At 45.0% G+C, this 22,534-nt stretch carries 19 protein-coding genes; 9 read left to right on the top strand and 10 right to left on the bottom strand.

Going from position 1 to position 22,534, the window contains the following annotated elements:
• Positions 1–242: 242 nt before the first annotated feature.
• The 7 genes from ACN9MT_RS03925 to ACN9MT_RS03955 all read right to left on the bottom strand — a co-directional run bounded on the left by ACN9MT_RS03925 (position 243) and on the right by ACN9MT_RS03955 (position 6,943).
• A complete protein-coding gene (locus tag ACN9MT_RS03925; protein WP_035409346.1) occupies positions 243–1,715 on the bottom strand; it encodes a phytoene desaturase family protein in 1,473 nt (490 codons plus the stop codon).
• A 15-nt stretch (positions 1,716–1,730) separates the two neighbouring features.
• The gene (locus ACN9MT_RS03930; protein WP_426272808.1) at positions 1,731–2,807 is read right to left on the bottom strand and encodes a glycosyltransferase; all 1,077 of its coding nucleotides are present in this window, start codon (positions 2,805–2,807) and stop codon (positions 1,731–1,733) included.
• Complete coding sequence (locus ACN9MT_RS03935) at positions 2,804–3,505, bottom strand: lysophospholipid acyltransferase family protein (protein ID WP_426272809.1); 702 nt, start codon at positions 3,503–3,505, stop codon at positions 2,804–2,806. Before ACN9MT_RS03935 ends, ACN9MT_RS03930 begins: the two co-directional genes overlap by 4 nt.
• Positions 3,474–4,229 carry a carotenoid biosynthesis protein gene (locus ACN9MT_RS03940; protein ID WP_035409339.1) on the bottom strand — a complete coding sequence of 252 codons (756 nt, stop codon included), beginning with the start codon at positions 4,227–4,229 and terminating at the stop codon, positions 3,474–3,476. Before ACN9MT_RS03940 ends, ACN9MT_RS03935 begins: the two co-directional genes overlap by 32 nt.
• A 136-nt stretch (positions 4,230–4,365) precedes the next feature.
• Positions 4,366–5,112 (bottom strand): CDP-diacylglycerol--serine O-phosphatidyltransferase, encoded by a 747-nt coding sequence (gene pssA / locus ACN9MT_RS03945; RefSeq protein WP_174316042.1) that lies wholly within the window; start codon positions 5,110–5,112, stop codon positions 4,366–4,368.
• A gap of 21 nt (positions 5,113–5,133) precedes the next feature.
• Entirely contained in the window at positions 5,134–5,601 is a 468-nt protein-coding gene (locus tag ACN9MT_RS03950; RefSeq protein WP_426272810.1) for an aminoacyl-tRNA deacylase, read from the bottom strand.
• The gene (locus tag ACN9MT_RS03955) at positions 5,561–6,943 is read right to left on the bottom strand and encodes an MATE family efflux transporter (RefSeq protein ID WP_035398439.1); all 1,383 of its coding nucleotides are present in this window, start codon (positions 6,941–6,943) and stop codon (positions 5,561–5,563) included. The genes ACN9MT_RS03950 and ACN9MT_RS03955 overlap by 41 nt, the downstream gene beginning before the upstream one ends.
• A 194-nt stretch (positions 6,944–7,137) precedes the next feature.
• On the opposite strand from ACN9MT_RS03955, the gene ACN9MT_RS03960 reads away from it, so the two are divergent.
• Positions 7,138–7,911, top strand: coding sequence for an enoyl-CoA hydratase/isomerase family protein (locus ACN9MT_RS03960; RefSeq protein WP_056060026.1), 774 nt, complete (start codon positions 7,138–7,140; stop codon positions 7,909–7,911).
• Between the two features lie 57 nt (positions 7,912–7,968).
• Here the strand turns inward: ACN9MT_RS03960 and ACN9MT_RS03965 are convergent, their stop codons facing one another.
• Positions 7,969–9,120 carry a cation:proton antiporter gene (locus tag ACN9MT_RS03965; RefSeq protein WP_426272811.1) on the bottom strand — a complete coding sequence of 384 codons (1,152 nt, stop codon included), beginning with the start codon at positions 9,118–9,120 and terminating at the stop codon, positions 7,969–7,971.
• A gap of 138 nt (positions 9,121–9,258) precedes the next feature.
• Positions 9,259–11,046, bottom strand: a complete 1,788-nt coding sequence (locus ACN9MT_RS03970) for a glycoside hydrolase family 13 protein (RefSeq protein ID WP_426272812.1) — start codon at positions 11,044–11,046, stop codon at positions 9,259–9,261.
• Positions 11,047–11,501: 455 nt separating this feature from the next.
• On the opposite strand from ACN9MT_RS03970, the gene ACN9MT_RS03975 reads away from it, so the two are divergent.
• From ACN9MT_RS03975 to ACN9MT_RS04005, 7 genes are all read left to right on the top strand, one after another.
• Positions 11,502–12,758: an extracellular solute-binding protein gene (locus ACN9MT_RS03975; protein WP_426273455.1), complete on the top strand. Its 1,257-nt coding sequence runs from the start codon at positions 11,502–11,504 to the stop codon at positions 12,756–12,758.
• Positions 12,759–12,884: 126 nt separating this feature from the next.
• Positions 12,885–14,240: an ABC transporter permease subunit gene (locus ACN9MT_RS03980; RefSeq protein ID WP_426272813.1), complete on the top strand. Its 1,356-nt coding sequence runs from the start codon at positions 12,885–12,887 to the stop codon at positions 14,238–14,240.
• A 1-nt stretch (position 14,241) separates the two neighbouring features.
• A complete protein-coding gene (locus tag ACN9MT_RS03985; RefSeq protein ID WP_050677686.1) occupies positions 14,242–15,075 on the top strand; it encodes a sugar ABC transporter permease in 834 nt (277 codons plus the stop codon).
• 22 nt (positions 15,076–15,097) lie between these two features.
• Positions 15,098–16,621: an alpha-amylase family glycosyl hydrolase gene (locus ACN9MT_RS03990; RefSeq protein ID WP_426272814.1), complete on the top strand. Its 1,524-nt coding sequence runs from the start codon at positions 15,098–15,100 to the stop codon at positions 16,619–16,621.
• A 34-nt stretch (positions 16,622–16,655) separates the two neighbouring features.
• Positions 16,656–17,687 (top strand): LacI family DNA-binding transcriptional regulator, encoded by a 1,032-nt coding sequence (locus ACN9MT_RS03995; RefSeq protein ID WP_426272815.1) that lies wholly within the window; start codon positions 16,656–16,658, stop codon positions 17,685–17,687.
• Positions 17,688–17,912: 225 nt separating this feature from the next.
• Positions 17,913–20,213, top strand: a complete 2,301-nt coding sequence (locus tag ACN9MT_RS04000) for a glycoside hydrolase family 65 protein (protein WP_426272816.1) — start codon at positions 17,913–17,915, stop codon at positions 20,211–20,213.
• Positions 20,214–20,401: 188 nt separating this feature from the next.
• On the top strand, positions 20,402–21,253 hold the full coding sequence (locus ACN9MT_RS04005; RefSeq protein ID WP_035409321.1) for a YitT family protein: 852 nt from the start codon (positions 20,402–20,404) through the stop codon (positions 21,251–21,253).
• A 51-nt stretch (positions 21,254–21,304) separates the two neighbouring features.
• Here the strand turns inward: ACN9MT_RS04005 and ACN9MT_RS04010 are convergent, their stop codons facing one another.
• Positions 21,305–22,114: a Cof-type HAD-IIB family hydrolase gene (locus ACN9MT_RS04010; RefSeq protein ID WP_056060040.1), complete on the bottom strand. Its 810-nt coding sequence runs from the start codon at positions 22,112–22,114 to the stop codon at positions 21,305–21,307.
• A 198-nt stretch (positions 22,115–22,312) separates the two neighbouring features.
• Here ACN9MT_RS04010 and ACN9MT_RS04015 point away from each other — a divergent pair, with 198 nt between their 5' ends.
• Entirely contained in the window at positions 22,313–22,507 is a 195-nt protein-coding gene (locus tag ACN9MT_RS04015) for a YjzD family protein (protein WP_035409317.1), read from the top strand.
• Positions 22,508–22,534: the final 27 nt, after the last annotated feature.

Genomic DNA, 22,534 nt, shown 5'->3' on the forward strand with positions numbered 1-22,534 from the left:
CGATCTAAGGGGGAACGTCGTAAGTCATGCGAATGGACACACGATGAGTCACGTGATGAAATGGGTGGGTCCCATTTGATTTCGCTGGTTAGAAAAAGTAAGTTCTTCAACGCTCTTGACTCGGGGAAGTCACCTTGCGCTTGATTGAGGATGTGGGGTCAATCACTACCTCTTGAACTCGAAGTAATCGTATCAAATCTTAGTTGTCCGTACAAGTGATTGATATGCAATTCACATAACGTTCACAGGGTAGCGGCGACAGCAGAGACGATTCGTTCACTTGCTAGTTTTCCTGAAAGCGTCACCATTGGACTACCACCACCAGGATGCGTTGATCCACCGGCAAAAAACAAATTGTGAACATTCTTTGAACGGTTGCTCGGACGGAGGAAAGACGACCGGATGCCATTGGATGACAAGCCATACAACGAGCCGTGATAAGCAAAGAAGGTTTGTTCGATATCCTGTGGTGTGACCCGTTGTTCGTAGACGACATCTGATGAAATATCAATTCCAAACGACTGCAACCGTTGATTGATCAGTTGATCATACGTATCAAAATCAATCGCATGTCCAGTATCTGTCGCAGGCGCGTTGACGAGTACAAACAGATTGTCACCCGCTTGTCCCATTTCTGGGGCTGTGACGGAAGAATTGGAGATATAGATCGTCGGTTCCTCCGCATAACGTTTTTCATCAAAAAGTGCTTTGAACTCTGCTTCGTAATCTGAAGAGAAGAAGACGTTATGATGAGCCAGTCCTTCGATCCGACGTGAGAGACCGATGCAACGGACATAGGCAGAAATGGACGGTTCGACTTGAGCAGGCGTCGGATTTTTAAAATCAGGTCGTGCGGTTTCTGAGATCAGACGTGGATATTGTGTCAACAAATCACCGTTCATGACGACGAAGTCGACGGGTAGATATTCTAAATGATTCAATTCGATTTCCGTTGCTTGTCCGTCGACGACTTCGATCTGGGTCACCTCATCTCCAAGCCGGAAGACGACACCGAGTTCTTTTGCACGTCGAGCGAATCCTTCTGCGATTGCTGTATTGCCGCCATTCGTGAAGTAGACGCCGTCATTTAGTTCTAAATGAGCGATTAAACTGAAGGTAGCAGGTGTTTGATACGGACTGCTCCCGATATATGTTGCATAACGATCAAGTGCCTGAATTAACTCTTTATCCTTAAAGTAGTGTTTATGCAGTCCATGGAGACTTTGAAAGGGATGCACTTTTAGCATGTCACGCCAAAGGGAAGGGCGGACATATGAATCGATATTTGTGAAAAATTGTCGTTTGGCGATCGTATGCAACTTCGCGACTTCCTCTTGGTAACCGGTAATATCGTTTTTCGCCAACTGACCGTTCGTGAAACGATCTACTTCTGTTCGCATCGCTTCTCGCCCAGACGAAAAGGTTAACGTGCGTCCGTCTGAAAAGTGATTGATCGTATGGCGCTCGAGTTTCGTAAATGTAAAGTATTCATCGGGATCTGCTCCGGACTCGAGAATGACAGACTGAAAGACTTCCGGCATTGTGATCGTATTCGGTCCGAAGTCGAAGCGATGTCCTTCTGTGACGATCGGCATCATCTTGCCGCCAATATGTGCATTACGCTCGACGACAGTGACACGAAACCCTTTTGCCGCTAATGAAATGGCGGCGCTGAGTCCACCAAGACCGGCTCCGATGACAGCTATATGTTTCATACTATTGATTCCTCCTTATGAATAGGTTCGACCCTTCCATGTGATTTCCCGTTTCCTAAAGCTTCGAATCATCGCACTGGTTAGCAAGATGACATAAAGAAGTACCGCCAGTGGATGAAGCCACCAAACATGTCGGATTTGTGCCGCACGATCGATCCGGAATCTTGCTAAGTAAAGAAGAATCAGTGCGCCACCCATCTGCCAGGATGGGTGAAGGATGAGATAAGGTAGGACACTTGCTTGAATCAAGTAAAAGAGTAGAAAGTATGATCCGACGACGTAGGAATCGTTCATCCCACGAAAGACATTCTTTAGAAAACCTTGCCAGACTTCTTCATTCGTAGCGTACATGTCGCAAGAAACAACTGGGGCGACTTCGACAAGTGTCGTTGTCCATCCATGTCGTTTAAATGTACGACAAAGCTCTAGGTCGTCTACAAGAGCCGTTCGAATGCTGTCATGTCCACCGACTTGTTCGTAAGCATGTCGTTCGACGAGGACGACCATTCCGTTCGCAGCGGCAAAAGCCGGATGTTTCACCTTGCGAAACGGAATCGGAAGATGCTGTGCGATAAGAACATGTTGTATCGGAATCAAACACTTCCCGAGAAACGTCGGTACAGGAAATGACGGAAAACCAGAAAGGAAAACGGCTCGTTCTGTTCGTAACGTTCCGTATAAGCGACAAATTGCATCAGGTGTCAGTGTCACATCAGCATCGAGAAATAATAGATAGTCCTCTGTCGTTCGTCTCGCGAGTTGATGACACGCATGGACCTTTCCTGCCCAGCCTACTGGTAAGGGAAGACCATCAATCACCGTAAAACGATTGTCTTGACCAATCCGATCGAGCAATAACTCACGCGTCCGATCGGTCGAACGATCTTCATATAAGTAGACGTGCATACCTGATGTCAAAGCGGGTTCCAGTGCGTCTAATAATTTTCGTACATTGCGCTCCTCGTTACGTAACGGGATGCAGATTGCTAGACTATCTGGTTGAACCGCATCCGTTAATCGAGGTAAAAAAGCTAAATTGACCCATGTGTAGAGACAGACAGCTAGAGCGAGGAAAAAAAAGAACCAACTCATGACCGAAGTGCCCGTAACCAGCGCTCCGTTCGCGCAGGGAGTGGTTCCCTTCGTTTTGAGATACAGCGATACAAATCAACACGCTCTGCCATCGCATCTGCTCGTATGTCGTCATATAGTGCTGTTAGCTCTACTGTCAGACGTTTTACTTGGACACTGGATCGTTCGTCAGACAATGGATAAAAGCGACGCGTCCTTACATAGACATCCGGTTGCTGTTCATGTCCGTACGAATAGTAGAAGGCGACGAGAGACACGGTATCCGCATGACGCATTAATTGCGTTGCTCCACTTGCTAAGTGCATCGGTCGTTCTTCTTGATGCCGTTCCTCCCCTTGAGGAAACATCCAGACGCTGCTTCCGTTTTGGAGTCGTGCTTTTGCATATTGAAGGCTTTTCTTGATATCAGAGAACGATGTCCGGTCGACAGAGAAAGCTCCGAGACGGGAGAAGAATGGAAAACGGGCGAGTCCTGCCTGGTCAATCATGACATACGGATCATGACGGAAACAGGTTTGATCTAAATGAAAGAGAATCATGCCATCCCACCAAGAACTATGCGTAGCAAGCATGAGTCCTGGGACGGGTAAATCGTCTGCGCGGTATAAAACACGGTGAAAATGACGCTGAATCAAAGCATGATCGACATACGTATGAAATACGGATTCAGCTAATTTGCTTTTGTTTGCTTCTTTCAACGATAACCCCTCGTTTCACAATGAAATAGACGATGAACGCACTTAAGCTGACCAAAGTGACGCCATAGAGACCAGCAACTCCTGCTGTTACACCGAATAAAGTGTGCAACATCAAAAAGAGATACTGATTGTTTTGTTCGAGTGCGGCATCCGTCGCTTTGACTTGATAGCGATTGATGAAAAAGGAAAAGACGAGCGCCGTTCCATACCACCCGAAGAAATTCTGTGTCGGAATATCGTAATACCAGCCACCGTCTTGCCAAAGCCAATACGATTTCACGTTAGCAGCAACAGGATCGATCGCTAAATCGAGCCAAACGGCAAACAATGGAACGAGAATCAGTGTACTATAGCGAAATGAGAACAAACGGGAGAAAGCGAGACTCGCACCCATGACCGACAACCATGCAGCCCCAATCGTAATCGGCACACCTAATAACTGGACACCGAAATCCGACTCGTAACGATATGTTCCGAACGGCCAACCGGTATGGACCCCAATCGACTCAATGATGATCGAACCAAAAAAGATGAAGGGGATGACAAGACGTCCCTTCGGTAAGACATGCCAAAAATAGAGAGCTGCGTATAAGCCGGAAGCGAATAAAAAGACGGCATTGGCCCACTCGAGCCAAGGAGGAAGTAACGAAAAACCGACTAAGATCAAGCCAATGGCGAACCAAATCGAAAAGAAAATCCAAAGACGTTTATGAAACTGCTCCATGCGTGACATTCCTCCATTTCCAAAATAGCTTCTGTCATAAGTATACCCATATATCTTGAAAACGAGCGAGGGAGAAGCGGTCTTATAAAAAAAGTGGTCCGGCTTCTCGCAAGAGAAACCGAACCACTTCCTATCATCATCCGTTTGAATGTTGTTTTTGCTTCTTCTTTTTGATAAATGAGAAAAGGAGAAACGCGATATACAACGGAACAGCAACGAACCAAAACGTCGACCACTCATTGCTACGCGCAATCATGACATACGTCACGTACAGCAACGTAAAGGTGATGACGAACGTATGGCGCGGAACGGGAATGTCTTTAAAACTTGGAATCTTGACACGACTGACCATCAAGAAGGCAAGACCTGTGAAGACAAGTGGGACCATCAAGTCGTTCATTCGTCCACTAAACAACGTGACGACGGCCAAAATACCACCTGCCGCCGTAATTGGTACACCTGAAAAATAAGCAGATGCCACATTCGTTGCCGATAAATTAAACCGGGCAAGACGGAATGCGCCGAACAACGGGAACAGAGCAGAGATTAGTAAACCAACTTCTCCGAATTCATAGAAATACGTATAGTAGGCCATCATTGCAGGTGCGACACCGAATGTCACGATATCTGCTAATGAGTCCAGTTCTTTTCCGAAGTCGCCTGCTACACCAAGCATCCGAGCAAGACGTCCGTCCAGACTATCAAGCATCATCGCGATGACGATTAGTAAGGTGGCATTTTGAAAATCACCTTTTGCTGCCATGACGATGGCTAAAAAACCACAATACAGATTTCCGAACGTAAATAGGTTGGGTATTGAATTACGAACACGATCTTTCCACAAAATGATTCCTCCTGCCACTTCATCGATACTACTCATCATACCATAATTAGGAGATGGAATTCAGCCGTTCGTAAAGAGAATCCCCTGAGTGAAAGATAAAAAATCATGAGGATTCAATCGAACTTGATGTCCACGTTTTCCAGCGGATATGATGATGAATGGTTCATGGATAGCACGATCCGATAAAAGAACCGGAAAATTCTTCTTAGCACCGATGGCAGAGACACCACCTCGAATATAGCCAGTCAGGAATTCTAACTCCTTCATCGAAACAAGCGCGACTTTTTTCGAATGCAATGCTTTAGCCGCTGCCTTTAGAGAGAGTTCTTCTTCCCCCGAAATGACGACGAAGACATATTTATTTTCGACCATTTTCAAAACAAGGGTTTTAAAAATGGTCGAAAGGGGGTAATTAATCTTTCTAGCGACGGCTTCAGCAGATAAATCATCAAGATCAACAGGATAAGTGAGGGATTCAAAGTCAATCTTAGACTGCTTCAGAAGCCTCTCGACGTTCGTTTTGCTCATGTGTTTCTCCTTTGACGAGTGAGTATTGGACCCATTTCCGTCCGTGCCAACGTTTCATGGCGAAAATGCCACGGAACCATTCGTCAGCAGAGAAGGCAATCCAGATTCCAAGTAGTCCAAGACCGAAACCAAGACCAAGCGTATAACTTAGGACGACCGCGATTCCCCACATCGATAGAATACCGATGGCGACAGGGAAACGAACATCTCCTGCCGATTTAAGAGTTCCCATGAGCACGATGTTCATCGCGCGACCTGGTTCAAGAATGACGCTTGCCCAGAGTAGTGGGATACCGATTGCAATGATTTCGGGACTCGATGTGAACGCTGATAGAATCGATGAACCGAATGAAGCAAGAGCGACAGCTGAGATGAAGCTTGCGAAAACAGCGATCTTCAATGTTTTCACAGCACGTCCGTATGCTTGTTCAAATTGTTGAGCACCAACTTGGCGTGCGACGAGTAATTGAGTTCCTTGAGCGATGGCAAGCGTAAATAGGAAACAAAGCATCGTGATGTTTGATACATAAACACGAGCAGACAACGCTGCTTCACCAATCGTTGCGATGAATCCTGTGATGATGAGTTGTGAGAATTGATACGAGATCCCTTCACCAGCAGATGGGATTCCGATGTTCATGATTCGTTTCACATCCTCACGATTGAAATGAATCAAGTCTTTTACTGTAAAACGTAAAGAAAGTTTGCGGTAAACGACAAAGAACAACACAAGGACAGCGATTGTCCGGGCGATGACGATCGACCAAGCGACACCAGCAACACCGAGAACGGGAATGCCGAAGAGTCCAAGAACAGCGATGACGTTACCAAAAGCACTAACGAAATTCATGAGTAGCGTGACGTACATAGCATTTTTAGTGAATCCATGACTCCGAAGAATCGCACCCAGTGTCAGTGAGATGGCTTCTAAGAAAAGGAACAAACCAACGATCTTAATGAACGTTTCGCCATAAACGAGGGTCTCTCCTTCTAATGAGAAAAATCCAAGAAGTTGTCTTCCGAACAAGACGACGGTCAGAGAAACGATGAGACCGGTATACAAGTTAATTGCAAAAGCGGATCGAGCAGTTTGGCGAGCATTTTGTGTCTTTCTTGCACCAAGATACTGACCAATGATGATCGTTGCACCGACCGATGTGATATTGAATAAAATGATGAAGATATTCAAAATTTGATTGGATACGCCGACTGCCGCAGCAGCGCTATCCGAGTAATAACTTAAAATCAACGTTGCAATGATTCCGAGACTCATATGCAGTGCGATTTCAATGAATAATGGCCACGTAATGTGGAATAAGCTTGGTTGCTTGACTGTTTTCATAAAATAAATCCCCTTTGTTTCATAAAACGAATAGTGTTTCTTTATCTTTTTGAAACTATACGCCTTCAATTTTCATAATGAAAGAGGGTTTTTTGTCTTTCATCGAAAAAATAGAGATTTAAAAGGATTTTCATAAAATATCACGAATACATCATAATGAACAATCATTCATTTTTAAAAGGTAGGGGAATCCGATGAAACGAGAATTGAATTATGTCGTCAAGGATCAGATTGCGACGTTAACGCTCGCTCGACCGAAACAATTGAATGCATTAACCTCGAATTTATTAGAAGAACTCGCAGACGCTTTAGAAGAAGCAAATCAAGATGAAGAAGTACGAGTCATCGTCTTGACTGGTGAAGGACGCGGTTTTTGCGCAGGACAAGACTTAAAAACTGTCTCTCCTGAGCTCGACCATGGTGAATATCTAAAGCAGTATTACCATCCTGTCGTTCGGGCAATTGCTAAATCGAAAAAACCGACGATTGCTGCCATCAATGGTGTAGCGGCAGGTGCCGGTTTATCATTGACGCTTGCCTGCGATTTCCGGCTCGTCCACGCTGAAGCGAAATTGTCGCTCGGATTCATCAATATCGGTCTTGTCCCGGATGCAGGGGCTCCGTATTTCTTACCTCGGCTAATCGGTGCAGCAAAAGCAACGGAGCTTGCGTTACTCGGTGATACGATATCAGCAGACGAAGCCGTTTCGCTCAATCTTGCGACACGAAGCATCGAATCAGAGAAATTTGGAGAAGAGGTCACAGCTTTTGCTCGTCAGCTAGCGAATCGTCCGACGAAAGTGATCGGGTACATTAAGCAGCTGCAAGCAGCGAGTTATGAAAATAACTTGGAGGAAATGCTTGCTCAAGAAATCATCTATCAGTCACGTGCTGGAAAAACGGAAGACCATCGCCATGCTGTTGAATCCTTCATCGAAAAAAAACGCCCTGTTTTTGTCGGACGATGAATCGAGCATACTTTATAGAAGAAAGACGTCGGAAACGCACGATGCGCCGACGTCTTTTTAATTCAATTTCTTTTTGATTTTTCGTGCGGTCGCATGTGTACGGTTCGTCAATCCTGTAGAGATACGGAATAATAGAATTCCGAGAAAAGCAGAAACAAAAATGTATATCCCGGTCAACGTCACGAATGCACCACTAGCGAGCGTGATGAAAAGTATCGAAAATTCACCACGTGGACCCAGACAAAAGCCAGATTCGATCGCATGATAATTCGATAAACCAAAGGACCTTCCGCCGAGGTAACCGACTAAAAATTTAGAGACGACTCCCCAAATGACAAGAGCGAAGAAAAATAGATCAATCGGTAATCCGTCAGTCAATTCGAATGACATTCCGAATGTAATAAAGAACAATGGTAATAATAAGTCTTGGAACGGCGTGACTAGTCGTCTAAGATAACGCGTCTCATCCAGTTCGGTTAACAAAATACCGATGATGAAGGCACCAAGTACTTCGGATAGACCAAATAAGATTCCAATTCCAGAAAACAATAAGATCAAGCCGATGATTCCGATGCCGGCATCAGGATGACGGTAGAGGGAATCGACGAGACGTTTCCGTCTTCTTATGAACAACGTCATGATGACTAAAGCGATGAAAAAGAAAGCGAAGCCGAGAAAGATGATGCTAATTTTAGTAACAGAAAACGTCCCGGTTCCTAAAACGAATGGTGCAGTCGTCAGTAAGATCGGTGCCATCAAATCTTCAAAGACGAGTAGGGATAGCACGAAGCGATTCACGTCCTGATGTTTGTCCGGTTCGCGGTCGAGCAATCGAGCAGAAATCGAAGAACTCGTCGCATATAAGACACAGCCAATCAAAAACGATTCGGCGATGGAAAAACCGAACGATAAAGTCAATAGGATTGTTCCACCAAACGAAAGTAGAATATCAATGACTCCCGCTTTCCAAATGGAACGGAGCTGAATCAGCAAGTCCGCCACTGAAAATTTTAGACCGAGTAAAAAGAACAGGACGATGATGCCCGCTTCTCCCCCGAGTTTCAGCTCTTCGGGAGGGTCGTAATAGAATCCAAGGACGATTCCGATCAAGATGAAGGCCAGAATACTCGGGACGTGGAATCGTTCACTCAAGTAACTGATCGTAAATAAGCCGATGAGGATGAGACCGGCGTAAAAGAAAATTTCCATGGAGGATGTCCTCCTTTCTGTACCCTATACCCTAATTCGATGGCATTCATTAACTTGTTTCTCTCCTGAAGAACGGATACAGAAAAAGCCTGGACACAAACTTCTTTTTAGAAGGTGAGTGTACAGGCTTTTAGATGGTTATAAGACTTGAACGATCGTTCCAGAATACGCAGGGAGAGAGACATCAAGTGTCTGCTGGTGCGTGTTCGTCAATAAATCAAGTCCTCGACCAGCTTGTGGAGCGGTCAGCGAAACAGGAACATCTGAATTGTTGAAGTAGATATAATACAATCCTTCCGGGCTCATGCGACGCATGATGATCGTATTCGTCTCATCATTCGCATGAACGAAAGAAATGTGACCTTGGTTCGCAAGCGTCTTATGCTGCTTTCGAAGCTGTAACAAGTGTCGCGTATAGGCGAATAACTCCTGATCCTGCTCCTCTGGATCCCATGGCATGCATTTCCGACAGCCTGGATCTTGATCGCCATCGAGACCGATTTCATCACCATAATAGATGACGGGACTACCCGAGAACGTCAACATCGATAACAAGAGAAGACGAAGCTTTTGTTTGTTATTGCCAGCGCGCGTCAACGCACGTGGTGTATCGTGTGAACCGATTAAATTAAAGGTCACTTCATTGACATTCATCGTGTTTGAGAACAATACATGCGACATATCATTCGCATACGAAGTTGCTTTAGTCTTATCTAAGGCAAAGAAGTTCAAGGCGGCATTCGTAAATGGATAGTTCATGACGGCGTCAAACTGGTCACCGAGCAACCATTCCTGTGAGTCATGCCAAATTTCACCAAGGATATACGCATCAGGATTGACTTCCTTGACGACTTGACGGAAATCACGCCAAAATGCGTGATCGACTTCGTTGGCGACGTCGAGTCGCCAGCCATCGATTCCAAATTCTTCGACCCAATAGCGGGCGACATGAAGTAAATATGACTTTACTTCATCGTTCTCGGTATTGAATTTCGGCATCTCAGGTACGAAAGCAAACGTATCGTAGTTCGGTAGCGGCTCGGTCACGAGTGGGAAATCACGCAGATGGAACCATTCTTTATAAGTTGAATGGCTACCATGTTCACGAATGTCAGCGAATGCTTTGTGATGGAAGCCGGCATGATTGAATACGGCATCTAGCATAATGCGAATGCCGTGTGCGTGTAACAAATCGACCATTTCCTTGAATTTCTCTTTCGTACCGAACTGTGGATCAATTTCTAAGTAATCGATTGTGTCATATTTATGATTCGATTTCGCCAAGAAGATCGGACAGAAGTAAATACCAGTGATACCAAGTTCAACGAGATAATCGATGTGATCGATGACCCCTTGGAAATCTCCACCGAAAAGATTCGTCGTCGTCGGTGCTGTACTATTCCACGGAAGTGTACCAGCTGGATCATTCGTCGCATCGCCATTTGCGAAGCGATCCGGGAAGATTTGATACCAAACCGTATCCTGGACCCAATCTGGTGCAGTGAATACGTCGACTGCATTAAGGAAAGGAACGCAGAAATAGTAGCCCGTATCATCGAGCGGTTTTTCATCAAACCATCCACGTTCTGTAAAGACTTGACTTGTCGCACCGTCATGGAGACGGAAACCATATCGTAGACGACGGAAAGGAGGTACGACATCGATGAACCAATAATCGTATAACTCATCTGATCCACTTCGCTTCATCGGTGTTTCAAATGTATTCCAGTAATTTGATTTTGAGGGATCGAAGTTCCAATCAGCAGCATCCGGGTTTTCAGTATGCCAATCGTATGGATCGCCCCAAATCAAATCGACGCGATCAACGTCATTTTTTTTCGTTTGTAAACGGATGTGGATCGTTCGCTCGTCATACTTGTAGACGAAGGGAGACATCGCACGGTGAAACACAGCTTCTTTGAACATGGCAGTCACTCCTTAACGCAATCGCTTGCATCATATTGATTATGTCTTCGACCTAAGAATAGTAAAGCGCTTTCTTAAAGTCAATTCCAATCCCGTGAAATCAAGGATTCCTGATAAAAGTCGAGAGTATGATGCAATCGTTTGCATCATGTTGTGCAAACAATAAAAATGAAAACGTTTTCTTTTTATTCACTTATTCTTTTTAGCGTTTGATTCAAATAATGAAATTAAAAATAAAAAGTTTTTGAAATGTAAGAAAATAATTGAATAAAAGGACTTGTCAAAAGGATTTTAGATTGTATAATAAAAATGTAAAGGTGATGCAAACGTTTTCATAAAACGCTTACAACCACTCGGTTGTTATCATGAGAAAATGGTTGTGCCTTTATGCAAACGTTGTGCATTAAAACTTATCATTCATAAGTTAACTTGGGGAGGAAATTTCAATCATGGAAATGAAAAAATTCGTAGCAGGTCTCTCTGTATCTGTCATGGCAATCGGTGCGCTTGCAGCTTGTGGCGGTGGATCGGACTCTGAATCATCATCTTCAGAATCAGGTAGCAAAAAACCATCAAAAATCGTCATCTGGGAAGACACTGACAAAGCTGAAACGACTAAAGCGGCAGCTAAAGCGTTCGAAGAAAAAGAAGGCGTCAAAGTCGAAGTTAAAGAAGTCAAGATGACAGATCAGCAGAAGAAAGTAGCACTTGACGGACCAGCAGGTAAGGGACCGGACATCATGCTTCTTCCTCACGACCAAATCGGTACAGTCGTTGACCAAGGGTTGATCGCGGAACTCAAGGATGGTGAAAAAGCACTTGAGCCATTCATCGATACAGCGAAGTCAGCAGTTACGTTTGATGGTAAAGTCTACGGATATCCGAAAGCAGTTGAAACACCAATCCTCCTTTTCAATAAAGATGAATTAAAAGAAGCACCAGCTTCAATGGACGACCTATACAAATTGTCTACTGAAAAGAAAAAAGGCGGTCAGTACGGTTTCCTCGCACTTTGGGATAACTTCTACTTCGCACACGGTCCAATCGGTGGATACGGTGGGTATGTCTTCAAAGACAACGGTGGCAAATTGGATCCAGCAGATATCGGCTTGAACAATAAAGGTGCTGTCGAAGGTATGGATTATATCGGCAAGTGGTACAAAGAAGGTCTCTTCCCGAAAGGTCTCATCGGTGGTGGCGGTGCTCAAGCGATGGACCAACTCTTCGGTGATAAAAAAGCAGCAGCTGTCATGAACGGTCCTTGGGCTGTTGCAGGATATAAAGAAAAAGGTATCAACCTCGGAGCATCTGAACTTCCGAAACTTCCAAACGGTGAGCCGATCAAAACATTCGTTGGTGTAAAAACATACGCGATTTCAGCATACTCAGAAAATGCTGAGTGGGCTGAGAAGTTCTTGGCATCACTTACTGGTGAAGAAAACGCTAAGACAATGTTCGAAAAATACAACGAGATCCCACCAGTCACTGCTCTTCAAGAAGATGCAGCAATCAAGGATAACGAAGTCGCAGCAGCAGTCTTCGCACAAGCGAAAAACGGTGTACCAATGCCGAACATCGCTGAGATGGGTCAAGTTTGGGAGCCAATGGCAGCAGCACTCCAGCTTGTTGCAACAAACAAACAAGACGCACAAAAATCAGCTGATGATGCTGTCAAACAAATCAAGCAACAAATCGAAGCAAACAATCAATAAGCGTAAATGGAACGTATGAATCCATGACAAAGAGATAAAGAGAGGGGGATCTTGGATTCCCCCTCATCTTTATGGTTGGAAGAGAAGCCTGAGGTCAGACATGACCTTTGGAAAGGAGAACGGACGATGGCTGCGATTGCAACACCACACCCGACGAATCCAACGCCTGAAAAAAAGACGAACCACCGCACGATTGCGGCGCTGATGTCGATCATTCCAGGAGTAGGACAACTATACAATAAACAGTTCCTTAAAGGCGCGACGTTTTTCGTCGTCGTACTATCATATTTTCTCGTCAACTTTGAACTGTTCTTCAAAGGAGCCGGAAATGGTCCTGGCGATCGCGGAGCGATCTGGGGCTTGATTACACTCGGTGAGGTACCAGGCGTAAGAGGGGATCACTCGATCTTTCTAATGGTCGAGGGCATCATTGCCTTGATTTTACTTATCTTTGGTATTGCCATTTACGTCTGGAACTTTATCGATGCGTATCGAATCGGTAAGTTACGTGACATGAACCTTGAAGTACCTTCCTTAAAGATGCAACTACGGAACTTCCGCGATAATGGATTCCCGTATGCGATGTTGATTCCTTCATTAGTACTTTTAGTATTCACGGTCGTCTTACCGTTAATCTTTACTTTCTTGATTGCTTTTACGAACTATAAGTTCAACAACTCGCCTCCTGCAAAGCTGGTCGACTGGATCGGGATTCAAAACTTCTTGAACATCTTTACGGTTGATATTTTCCGTGACACGTTCGTCAGCGTTCTTGGTTGGACGCTTGTCTGGACCGTTGCTTCGACGACAGGTGTCATCGCGATCGGTATCGGACTTGCAGTCTTGCTTAACCAAAAAGGACTCAAAGGGAAACGGTTCTTCCGTTCCATCTTAATCCTGTCATGGGCAGTACCAGCCTTCATCACGATTTTGATCTTCCGCTCGATGTTGAATGAGACATTCGGTGTCTTCAATACGACATTGTTACCAGCGATTGGTCTCGATAATGGTATCGAGTGGATGACAGATCCAACGTATACGAAGCTTGCTTTGATCGGGATTCAGTGGTGGTTAGGTTTCCCGTACATCATGACACTGACGACGGGGATCTTGCAGTCGATTCCAGAGGATCTCTATGAAGCGGCGACAATTGACGGGGCAACTTCAGGCGAGAAATTCCGCTTGATCACATTGCCGATGATTCTTTTCGCAACAGCACCGATCTTGATTACGCAGTATACGTTCAACTTCAATAACTTCAATATCATCTACCTCTTCAACAACGGTGGACCGGCAGTACCTGGTCAATCGGCTGGTGGAACGGATATCTTGATTTCGTGGATTTACAAATTGTCGCTTGGCTCGAACCCGCAGTATGGATTTGCAGCAGCGATCACGCTTGTGTTGTCGTTCTTCATCATGACGATTGCCGTCATTCAGTTCAAGCGTTCAAAATCATTCAAAGATGAGGATATGATCTAATATGAGAAAACAAAACCGAATCAACATGGCGTTGTCATATCTCATTTTGACGATCGCCTCCATCATTATCGTTTATCCACTCCTTTGGGTTGTTGGTACTTCACTTAACCCAGGGAAAAGTATTACATCGGATATCTTTCCAAGTAATCCGACTTTGATTCACTACTTCGATTTGTTTGATCCATCAAAAACGGATTATGGCATGTGGTATTTAAACACAATCAAGATTGCCGTCATCACGATGGTCGTCTCCGTCGCTCTAATCACGTTAACAGGATACATTTTTTCACGCTATCGCTTCGTCGGTCGGAAAAATTCACTAATCCTATTCCTCGTGTTGCAGATGGTACCGCAATTCGTTGCCATTATTGCGATTTATGTCTTGCTTAATATGTTAGAATTGTTTGATACGCATCTGGCGCTCATCCTACTCTACTCGGGTGGCGCGATTCCAATGAATACGTATCTTGCAAAAGGATATTTCGATACGATTCCAAAAGAACTCGATGAGGCGGCACGGATGGATGGTGCCGGTCACTTACGAATCTTCTGGCAAATCATCTTACCGCTCGCAAAACCGATGGTCGCCGTCATCGCGTTGTTCAACTTCATGGCACCATTCAACGACTTCATTTTAGCATCGCTCGTCCTGCGTTCTCCTGAGAAACAGACACTTGCGGTCGGGTTGTACAACATGGTGTCAGAGCAGTTCGACAATAACTTCACGTTATTTGCGGCAGGTGCCGTATTATCAGCAGTTCCAATCGTTCTTCTTTTCTTCGCATTCCAGCGTTTCTTCGTTTCTGGTTTGACAGCTGGTGGAACGAAAGGATAATCATAAGGGGGAAATCAGCGGCATGAGACGAGGCATAATGCTTCTCCTCTTGCCGCTTCTCTTGTCTATCGGACTTCAACCGATGATCGGGGAAGCAGCAAGTTGGGAAAAAGAACGGATGTATTTCATCATGGTTGATCGGTTCGAGAACGGAGACCCGAGTAATGACCGAGAGGCGGATCCTGAGAATCCAAAAGCCTTCCAAGGTGGAGATTTAGCAGGGGTGACGAAACGTCTTGATTACATCAAGAAAAAAGGCTTCACATCAATTTGGTTAACACCAATCTTCAAGAACCGTCCAAATGGGTATCATGGATACTGGACGGATGATTATTACGAGATTGATCCGCACTTCGGAACAAAGAAAGAGTTCAAGCGTCTCGTCAAGGAAGCGCATGACCGAGATATCAAGGTCGTCCTTGATCTTGTCGTCAATCACTTAGGACCGAATCACCCAATGGTCAAAGAAAAACCGGATTGGTTTCATAAAAACCAACCGATCATGAACTGGAATAATGCGTCGGAAGTCGAAAATAATTGGTTATTTGATTTACCAGACTTCAACACGGAAAATCCTGAAGTTGTGAATTACTTAATTGATGTTGCGAACTACTGGGTCGATGAAACGGGTATAGACGGATACCGGCTCGATACGGTTCGCCATGTGCCAGCCGCATTTTGGAAAACATTCATTCCTGCAGTAAAGGAAAAGCATCCAAACTTATTCTTACTGGCTGAAGTGTTTGACGGAGATCCGCGAAAAATTGCCTCCTATTCAAAATTAGGCTTTGATTCCGTCACGAATTTCCCGTTTTATTATGGAGTTAAGGACCAGTTTGCCCGCAAAAATGGTTCAGCGGAAGAACTCGATTCAGTTTATAATCGAGATACTACGTTTAATCCGAATGCTAAAGGACTTGCAACTTTCGTTGACAATCATGATGTCAAACGTTTCATCACGGAAGCGAAGATTGGTGGCGCAAAAGAAGAGGAGCGTCAACTTCGATTAGCGCTGTTTGCACTCTATGCTGCTCCAGGTATGCCAATCGTCTACCAAGGAACAGAGGTAGCGATGCCAGGCGGTGAGGATCCCGGAAACCGGATGATGATGACATTTGATCAAAACAAGAAGATGCAACAGTACGTAAAAACGTTGAATGAGATGCGCGAGGACTACCCAGCGTTTGCCACAGGGAAGCAACGCTTGATCGCAAAAACGGATCATATGGCGGTCTACTCACGGGAAACCAAACAACAACAAGTCGTTTATGCGATTAATCTTGGGGAGAAAAAAACGAGCTTACGTGTATCTGCGAAAGAAATCGGTAATGATCAGCGTTTGAGAGGTCTTTTATTCTCAGACTTGGTGCGTCAAGATGGTGACGCATATGAGATCACGCTCGATGCAAGTAGCGCAAATAGCTACGTCATCGAAAAATCACAAGTCAATTGGTGGTCGATCGTCGCAATCGGTGCAATCGCTCCAATTTTAGCGCTCATACTTCTTCTCGTTCACCGTAAACGGATGCAACGTCAAACGAAATAAAATACTTAAGTAGGGGAAATGTGAGGTGAAGGGGATGCAGGTAACAATCAAGGATGTAGCACGGGAGGCAAATGTCGCACCCTCGACGGTATCACGCGTCATCGCGAACAGTTCGCGTATCAGTCAAAAGACGAAAGAACGGGTACGACAGGCGATGGATGAACTCGGATACTATCCGAACGTTCATGCGCGCAGTCTAGCGAATCGGACGACACAAGCGATTGGTCTCGTCATGCCGAGTGCCGCAACAAAAACGCTTCAAAATCCATTCTTTTCGGAAGTCATTCGAGGGATTAGTACAAAAGCGCATCAAAATGGATATTCGCTTTATATGACGACAGGTGTCTCGGAAGAAGAGGTGTACGAAGGTGTCGTCTCGATGGTTCAGGGTCGCCGCGTCGATGGTGTCGTCGTTCTTTATTCCCGAACGGATGATAAAGTCGTTCAATTTTTGCAAGACTCGAAGTTCCCGTTCGTCGTCGTCGGGAAACCATTCAGTGATTCGTCGCACGTCACGTATGTCGATACGGATAATTATCTGGCAGGTCGAGAGGTAACGAAGTATTTGCATCAACTCGGACACGAGTGCATCGCATTCGTAGGTGGCGCACAGGACTTAGCCGTGACGCAAGAGCGTGTCGGCGGATACAAGACGGCTCTCATGGAAGAGGGCATTCCAATTCAAGAGTCTTATATTGTCAGCGCACCATTTATGACGACAGGAGGGGCTGAAGCAGTCAAACGACTAATGTCACTTGAACACCCACCGACCGCTGTCGTTGTCAGTGACGACATGATGGCACTTGGTGTCATGAGTACGCTCAATGAGATGGGCATCAGTGTACCAAATCAAATGGCTGTCGTCAGTTTCAATAACTTGTTCATCGCAGAATTCTCAAGTCCACCGTTGACTTCTGTCGAAATCAATATCTTTGGACTTGGCTTTGAAGCAACGAATTGTTTGATTGAACAAATCAATGAAGATGCGACGCCTTATGGGAAACGCGTCATTGTCCCACACTATCTTGTCGTCCGTCAGTCTTGTGGCGGAAAATCCGAAGCATGAAACGAAAGTCTATGTTTAAACCGACGGGTTTAATCATAGACTTTTTTTGATGCAAGAGACATCTATTCCTAGTAAAAGGAAGCGGTTGCAGAAAAAGAAATTTATTTTCGTGCAAACGATTGCATTGAAGCTTTTTATGTGTACAATAAAGAATGTAGAGTACAGATGAAACGCTTACATGATCAGGCTAGCTGACATGTTTAGCATAAAAGGAGCGACTTGACGATGAAACGACTTTTTGAGGTCAATGAGTGGAAAATTACAGAGCTTGGTTTTCATCCAGAAGATAATCGACTAGCAGAATCGATGACATCGATCGGAAACGGTCATATGGGAATGCGCGGTACATTTGAAGAAGAGTACACAGGGGATACACATCAAGGCATGTATGTCGCAGGTGTTTATTATCCAGATAAGACACGTGTTGGTTGGTGGAAAAATGGTTATCCGGAATACTTCGCGAAAGTACTCAATGCTGTCAATATCATGGGCTTAAAAGTATCCGTTAATGGAAAAGCAGTTGATTTGAACACGTGGGAAGTCGTCGACTTCAAACGCGAACTCGATATGCAACACGGTGTGTTGTCACGGACGATGCTGTTGAAACATGGGGAAGAGGAAATAAAAGTTGAATCCAAACGTTTCTTCTCGATTGTCGATAAAGAAATCGCAGCCTTGCAATATACGGTAACACCTGTCAATTTCGAAGCAGAGATCATCATTGAATCGTATCTCGATGCGGATGTTGAGAATGAAGACTCAAACTATGATGAGAAGTTCTGGCTTCCCGTTGAACACGGAATCGAAGAGCGTTTTGGTTACGTCACGTCGAAGACGAAAAAGCTTGATTGGCATGTGACAGCAGCTATGATCACGGATGTCGAAGGCGCACGTTGTGAAGTCGTTGACGGCAATACGCAGTATGTCGCGAATCGTTTTACGAAACAAGCAGTAGTCGGAGAAGGTGTCACTGTCGAGAAATTCGTTGCGCTCGTAACGAATCGTGACTATGACATCGACGCATTATTGGAACAAGCGATGAAACGGGTTCATACCGCTTTCGAATCCGGATTTGATACATTACTTGCGACACATGAAGCAGCGTGGTTGCATCACTGGGAAGAAGCAGACGTGAAGATTGAAGGAGATGTCGAAGCACAACAAGGGATTCGATTTAATATCTTCCATATGTTCCAGACATACACAGGCGAAGATTCACGCCTCAACATTGGACCGAAAGGATTCACGGGCGAAAAGTATGGCGGTGCGACGTATTGGGATACAGAAGCGTACTGCTTGAACTTCTACCTCGCGACGTCGAAGCCGGAAGTGGCTTGGAACCTACTCAAATATCGACATAATCAATTACCGCAAGCAAAAGAAAACGCGGATAAGAATGTCGGGATGAAGGGGGCGCTTTATCCAATGGTGACGATGAATGGAGAAGAGTGCCACAACGAGTGGGAAATTACGCATGAGGAGATTCACCGGAACGGCGCGATTGCGCATGCGATTTATAATTACACGAACTACACGGGGGACACGTCGTATCTCGGACAATACGGATTTGAAGTGTTAGTCGAGATTGCTCGTTATTGGGCAAGCCGTGTCAATTACGTCGCGCATAAGGACGTCTACATGATTCTTGGCGTGACGGGACCAAACGAATACGAGAACAACGTCAACAACAACTGGTATACGAACCTGATTGCGGCATGGTGTCTCGAATATACGCAGACCGTCCACCGTCATTTGGCACAAGAAGAGCCAGAACGTCTGCAAGAACTCATGCATCAATTAGCGTTGACGGATGAGGAACTGGCGAAGTGGGCAGATATCGACGCGAAGATGTATTATCCAAAAGATGAAGCAGCTCCTGGTATCTTCATGCAACAGGATGGCTTCATGGATAAGGAACAAATCTTGATCGCTGAACTCGATCCAAAACATCTTCCGCTGAACCAGAATTGGTCTTGGGACCGGATCCTTCGCTCTGTCTTCATTAAACAGGCAGATGTCCTGCAAGGTCTCTACTTCTTGACGGATCGCTTCAGTCTAGAAGAGAAGAAAGCGAACTTCGATTTCTATGAACCACGTACGGTTCACGAATCATCATTATCTCCATGTATCTACTCGATCATTGCAGCGGAAGTCGGCTATGAGGAAAAGGCAGTTGAATTGTACCAACGTTCGGCACGACTTGATCTCGATAACTACAACAATGATACAGAAGACGGATTACACATCACGTCGATGGTTGGATCTTGGATGTCGATCGTCCATGGATTCGCTGGATTACGGGTAGCGAACGATACGTTGTCCTTTAAGCCGATGTTGCCAAAAGGCTGGACGAGCTATGCGTTCCGGATGCAGTGGCGCGGTCATCATATCCATGTCCATGTTCAGCCAAACGCCGTCGAAATCACTCAGACGGAAGGCGAAGCATTCAGCTTAAACGTTCATGGAACGACTGTAGAAGTTCCGGCAGGAGGAAATATTACGGTGCCTGCTTCGATGACAGTATAAATACGATGAAAAAGAACTGATGCCAAGTCAGTTCTTTTTTTGTGTAAAACGAATTAGAGGACACCTTTGTCACAAATGAAAACGCCATCATGAAAAAGAACATCAATCTTTGGAAATCTTGACTATCCGACGACATTTGAATGTGCTAAAGTGTTTCAAGATAGTTATGAATGAGAGGAGAACGGCATGTGACAGCAGTAGTAAAGGAAAGTATGTTAAAAGTGATCGTGGCTACGATCGGAGGATTCGTCATTGCCGTTGCCATGAACTGGTTTTTGATTCCAAGTGGTGTTTATTCGACTGGATTTACAGGACTTGCCCAAATCTTGACGCAAGTTCTTCAAAATACAGCGTTTGCGTTTGGTGAAAACGTTTGGTTCTTAGCGCTGAACTTACCTTTGATCGTGCTTGCATGGATCATGTTAGGTCGGAGTTTTACAATCGTCACGTTGATTTCGGTTCTGGCAACGACAATTTTTATTGGTCTTATTCCTCAATATGCTGTCATACCAGGTGATCAGACACTGAATGCAGTGTTTGGAGGGGTCTTGCTTGCGATTGGTACCGGTATCACGATTAAATTCGGTGCTTCAACGGGTGGGTTTGATATCGTCGCCCTCATCTTTGCCCGTTTCTCCGATCGCAGTGTCGGCTTATATCTGTTCGTCTTGAACTTTTTGATCGCATTATTAGCAGGTGCGTTGTTCGGCTGGTCGACTGCCTTATATACGATCGTCTTCATCTACGTGACTTCTAAGGTCGTCGATGAGATTCATACAAGTAACCAACGCTTGACGATTTTTATTGTCACGAATCATGCGGATGACATCACGACGGCTCTGCATCAGCACATCATTCGTGGAATCACGCAGATTCCTTCGATCGGTACGTATTCACGAGCTGAGAAAGCGACGTTGATGATGGTCATTGAGCGTCACGAATTGCGGGATATCGAACGGATTTGTCGGGAAGCGGACGAGACAGTATTCATCAACGTCGTCGCGACGGACTCGGTCGTCGGATACTTCCGAAAAGGATAATGAAAAAGGCACTTGCTCTGCGATATGCAGCAAGTGCCTTTTCGTATCTCTTCATGCGAGTCCTAAGACATGTTTTAAATAGTACGCGATACCATCGTCCTCGTTTCGCTTCGTCGTGCCATTTGCCAGGTGTTTTAAGGCAGGGATGGCGTTTCCCATTGCAACACCATGACCAGCATACTCGATCATTTCCAAATCATTTTCCTCATCACCAAACGCGACGATCTGTCGGGAATCAATCCCGAGATGATGCGCGATGTGAGCAAGACCGATCGCCTTACTTGTACCTTTTCGCATCACTTCGACCATGAATTCAGGTTTTACCCATTGACGATTAAGTACTGTCTCAGCATGGACACCGGATAGTTCGGAACGAATCTCATCGACATGTTCTCCTTTAGCATGAATCAAAAGTGACGTTGGTTCGTGAAGAAGTACTTTTCGTAAATCTCCTGTTGTGACAGACAAGGCATGATCGGTATAAAATTCGTAGATACCGACTGGATCATATTGAAAATAGACATGATCCGTGACTTCACAAACGATATTTTGTGTCTTTGTTTCAGCGACGGATTCCAAAATATGTTGGACGGTCTTGAGTGGAATTGGATGGTGCTGGACTTCAAAATGAACATTCTGCGGGTGATGGACGAGACCACCGTTAAAATTAACGATCGGTGTCGTTAATCCAAGCTGTTCGTAATATTTTCGAGCGTGACGGAACGGTCGTCCTGTCGCAATGACGACTTCGTGACCGTTTGCACGTGCACGTTGAAGCGCAGCGATGTTCGCCACACTGATCGTTTTATCATCCTTTAAAAGGGTGCCGTCGAGATCGACAGCAATTAAGTGACGAGTCATGATGAAATCCTCCGCTTTCTTTTCGTTAGTTCTACTGTAGCATACGAAGTGACAGTCGCCTGTATGAATTGATGAAGTTTTTCAAGGAAAAGAAAGCGTTTGAAAAAAACGGAGAAAGGCTGTTGCTTAGATTAAAAAATGGTATACTACAAATCGTAGGACAACACTATAGTACGTTATGGAAACGGAGGGGAAATCATGCGTTTTCTCGTTACATTCTTTTGGTCATTCTTACTCGTGAACACAGCCGTGTTCATCGTATCAGCGGTTGATGCAGTATCGTATAGCTTTGGATTCGCGACAGCGATGTCTGTCGTCACTTCACTTGTCGTCTTCGCACTCGATGCCGTCAATGAAGATTTAGGTCTTGGTCAAGGGACTAAGGCAGAATAAGGAAAAGCGAGATATCGTCACTTGGAC

Source organism: Exiguobacterium sp. R-17 (assembly GCF_049913315.1).
Taxonomy (GTDB): domain Bacteria; phylum Bacillota; class Bacilli; order Exiguobacteriales; family Exiguobacteriaceae; genus Exiguobacterium_A.

Bases quoted from the DNA above. Each gene is read 5' to 3' on its own strand.
- ACN9MT_RS03940 (WP_035409339.1), bottom strand. From the start codon at position 4,229: ATGGAGCAGTTTCATAAACGTCTTTGGATTTTCTTTTCGATTTGGTTC.
- ACN9MT_RS03970 (WP_426272812.1), bottom strand. From the start codon at position 11,046: ATGTTCAAAGAAGCTGTGTTTCACCGTGCGATGTCTCCCTTCGTCTAC.
- ACN9MT_RS03990 (WP_426272814.1), top strand. From the start codon at position 15,098: ATGAGACGAGGCATAATGCTTCTCCTCTTGCCGCTTCTCTTGTCTATC.
- ACN9MT_RS03975 (WP_426273455.1), top strand. From the start codon at position 11,502: ATGAAAAAATTCGTAGCAGGTCTCTCTGTATCTGTCATGGCAATCGGT.
- ACN9MT_RS03980 (WP_426272813.1), top strand. From the start codon at position 12,885: ATGGCTGCGATTGCAACACCACACCCGACGAATCCAACGCCTGAAAAA.
- ACN9MT_RS03995 (WP_426272815.1), top strand. From the start codon at position 16,656: ATGCAGGTAACAATCAAGGATGTAGCACGGGAGGCAAATGTCGCACCC.
- ACN9MT_RS03965 (WP_426272811.1), bottom strand. From the start codon at position 9,120: ATGGAAATTTTCTTTTACGCCGGTCTCATCCTCATCGGCTTATTTACG.
- ACN9MT_RS04015 (WP_035409317.1), top strand. From the start codon at position 22,313: ATGCGTTTTCTCGTTACATTCTTTTGGTCATTCTTACTCGTGAACACA.
- ACN9MT_RS03950 (WP_426272810.1), bottom strand. From the start codon at position 5,601: ATGAGCAAAACGAACGTCGAGAGGCTTCTGAAGCAGTCTAAGATTGAC.
- ACN9MT_RS04010 (WP_056060040.1), bottom strand. From the start codon at position 22,114: ATGACTCGTCACTTAATTGCTGTCGATCTCGACGGCACCCTTTTAAAG.
- pssA (WP_174316042.1), bottom strand. From the start codon at position 5,112: ATGATGAGTAGTATCGATGAAGTGGCAGGAGGAATCATTTTGTGGAAA.
- ACN9MT_RS03930 (WP_426272808.1), bottom strand. From the start codon at position 2,807: ATGAGTTGGTTCTTTTTTTTCCTCGCTCTAGCTGTCTGTCTCTACACA.
- ACN9MT_RS03985 (WP_050677686.1), top strand. From the start codon at position 14,242: ATGAGAAAACAAAACCGAATCAACATGGCGTTGTCATATCTCATTTTG.
- ACN9MT_RS04000 (WP_426272816.1), top strand. From the start codon at position 17,913: ATGAAACGACTTTTTGAGGTCAATGAGTGGAAAATTACAGAGCTTGGT.
- ACN9MT_RS03955 (WP_035398439.1), bottom strand. From the start codon at position 6,943: ATGAAAACAGTCAAGCAACCAAGCTTATTCCACATTACGTGGCCATTA.
- ACN9MT_RS03960 (WP_056060026.1), top strand. From the start codon at position 7,138: ATGAAACGAGAATTGAATTATGTCGTCAAGGATCAGATTGCGACGTTA.
- ACN9MT_RS03925 (WP_035409346.1), bottom strand. From the start codon at position 1,715: ATGAAACATATAGCTGTCATCGGAGCCGGTCTTGGTGGACTCAGCGCC.